The sequence below is a fragment of the Clostridium celatum genome, assembly GCF_021412605.1.
GTDB classification, from domain to species: domain Bacteria; phylum Bacillota; class Clostridia; order Clostridiales; family Clostridiaceae; genus Clostridium; species Clostridium celatum.
Window position 1 is genome coordinate 1 of record NZ_JAJKGM010000098.1, and the last position, 1,276, is coordinate 1,276.

1 protein-coding gene is annotated in these 1,276 nt (G+C 32.1%); it reads left to right on the forward strand.

The genetic code is table 11. The features are described 5' to 3' along the window. The first annotated feature begins 101 nt into the window (after window positions 1-101). On the forward strand, window positions 102-1,124 hold the full coding sequence (locus LPC13_RS16680; protein WP_234089028.1) for an IS6 family transposase: 1,023 nt from the start codon (window positions 102-104) through the stop codon (window positions 1,122-1,124). Window positions 1,125-1,276 lie beyond the last annotated feature (152 nt).

The window sequence follows — 1,276 nt, forward strand, 5'->3', positions numbered from 1 at the left end:
TCGATCTGTTAAGTTATATGAACATTGCTCTTCTCAACCTAAGGAAATACAATAAGTTTGCGAGACTAAATAATACCCCCTTTGAAAAGGAGAGAAGAACAATGAGCAAAACTAATATAAAATGCCCACGCTGTAATTCTGATAAACTATATAAGTTTGGTATGAATAAGCAGGCTAAACAAAAGTATCAATGTAAGCAGTGTAAACGCCAATTCGCCATAGGCGACGGTGACGGACGTCCTAAACTTAATAATCCTAAATGTCCTAGATGCGGTAAGGGAACTTACTTACATCATGCATATAAACATTACAATCGCTATAAGTGCAATAACAAGAAGTGTAATCACATAATAGTAAAACATCACACCACCAATATTGATACAGCTTCTAGTGAATTAGTTAGTGGTTCCCTTTCAATGAAAGGAATGCGTTTTCCGCTACATGTAATACTAACTGCATTAACACTATACTTTTTAAATAATTCATCAACAAGAGCTATTTCTCAATTCTTGATGATTAACTCTGGTATTAAGGTATCCCATGTTACTATAGCAAGTTGGACTAATAAATTTGCACCTTTCTTTAAACAGAAAGCTGATAAATTTAAAGCTAATTTAAACTTACAATCTGACGATTGGCACGCTGATGAAACGGTAGTATTTATTAACGGTGAAAGATACTATCTATGGTTAGCTATTGATTCTGAAACTAGATTTATTCTAGCATTTCATCTAACTAAGTCTAGAAGTTCTGATTCTGCTTATATACTAATAAATGAGGCCAAAACTTGTGGTGAACCAACTTACTTTATAACCGATAGATTACCTTCGTATAATGAAGCTGTCGCTACAGTATTGCCAAATACTGAACATTTACCTGTAGCTCCAATGTCTAGTGACGTAAATAATAACTTAATAGAATCATTTAACAAGACATTTAAAGCTTGGTATAAAGCTAAAAAAGGATTTAACTCTTTTGATAAAGCTAATAACCTAATTTACTTATTTATCTTTCACTATAATTTTATTAGACCACATGGATCATTAAATAACTGTACTCCAGCAGAAGTTGCTGGATTCGCTAGCGATAGCTTTGCTAAAAACTCTTGGTTCTCAGCAGCTTAATTAAACTTAATACCTTTATTTAACCTGCAAAAAATCAATTTTATTGCAGCCTTATTAGCCATGCAATAAAACTTTTAAACTTATATAATTTTCAAAGAGCGAGCAATTCTATGAAAAATCAAGCTATTTTTTCATATCAGCTTAACAGATTC

Excerpts from the sequence above, each read along its gene's own strand:
- LPC13_RS16680 (WP_234089028.1), top strand. The coding sequence starts at position 102 with ATGAGCAAAACTAATATAAAATGCCCACGCTGTAATTCTGATAAACTA.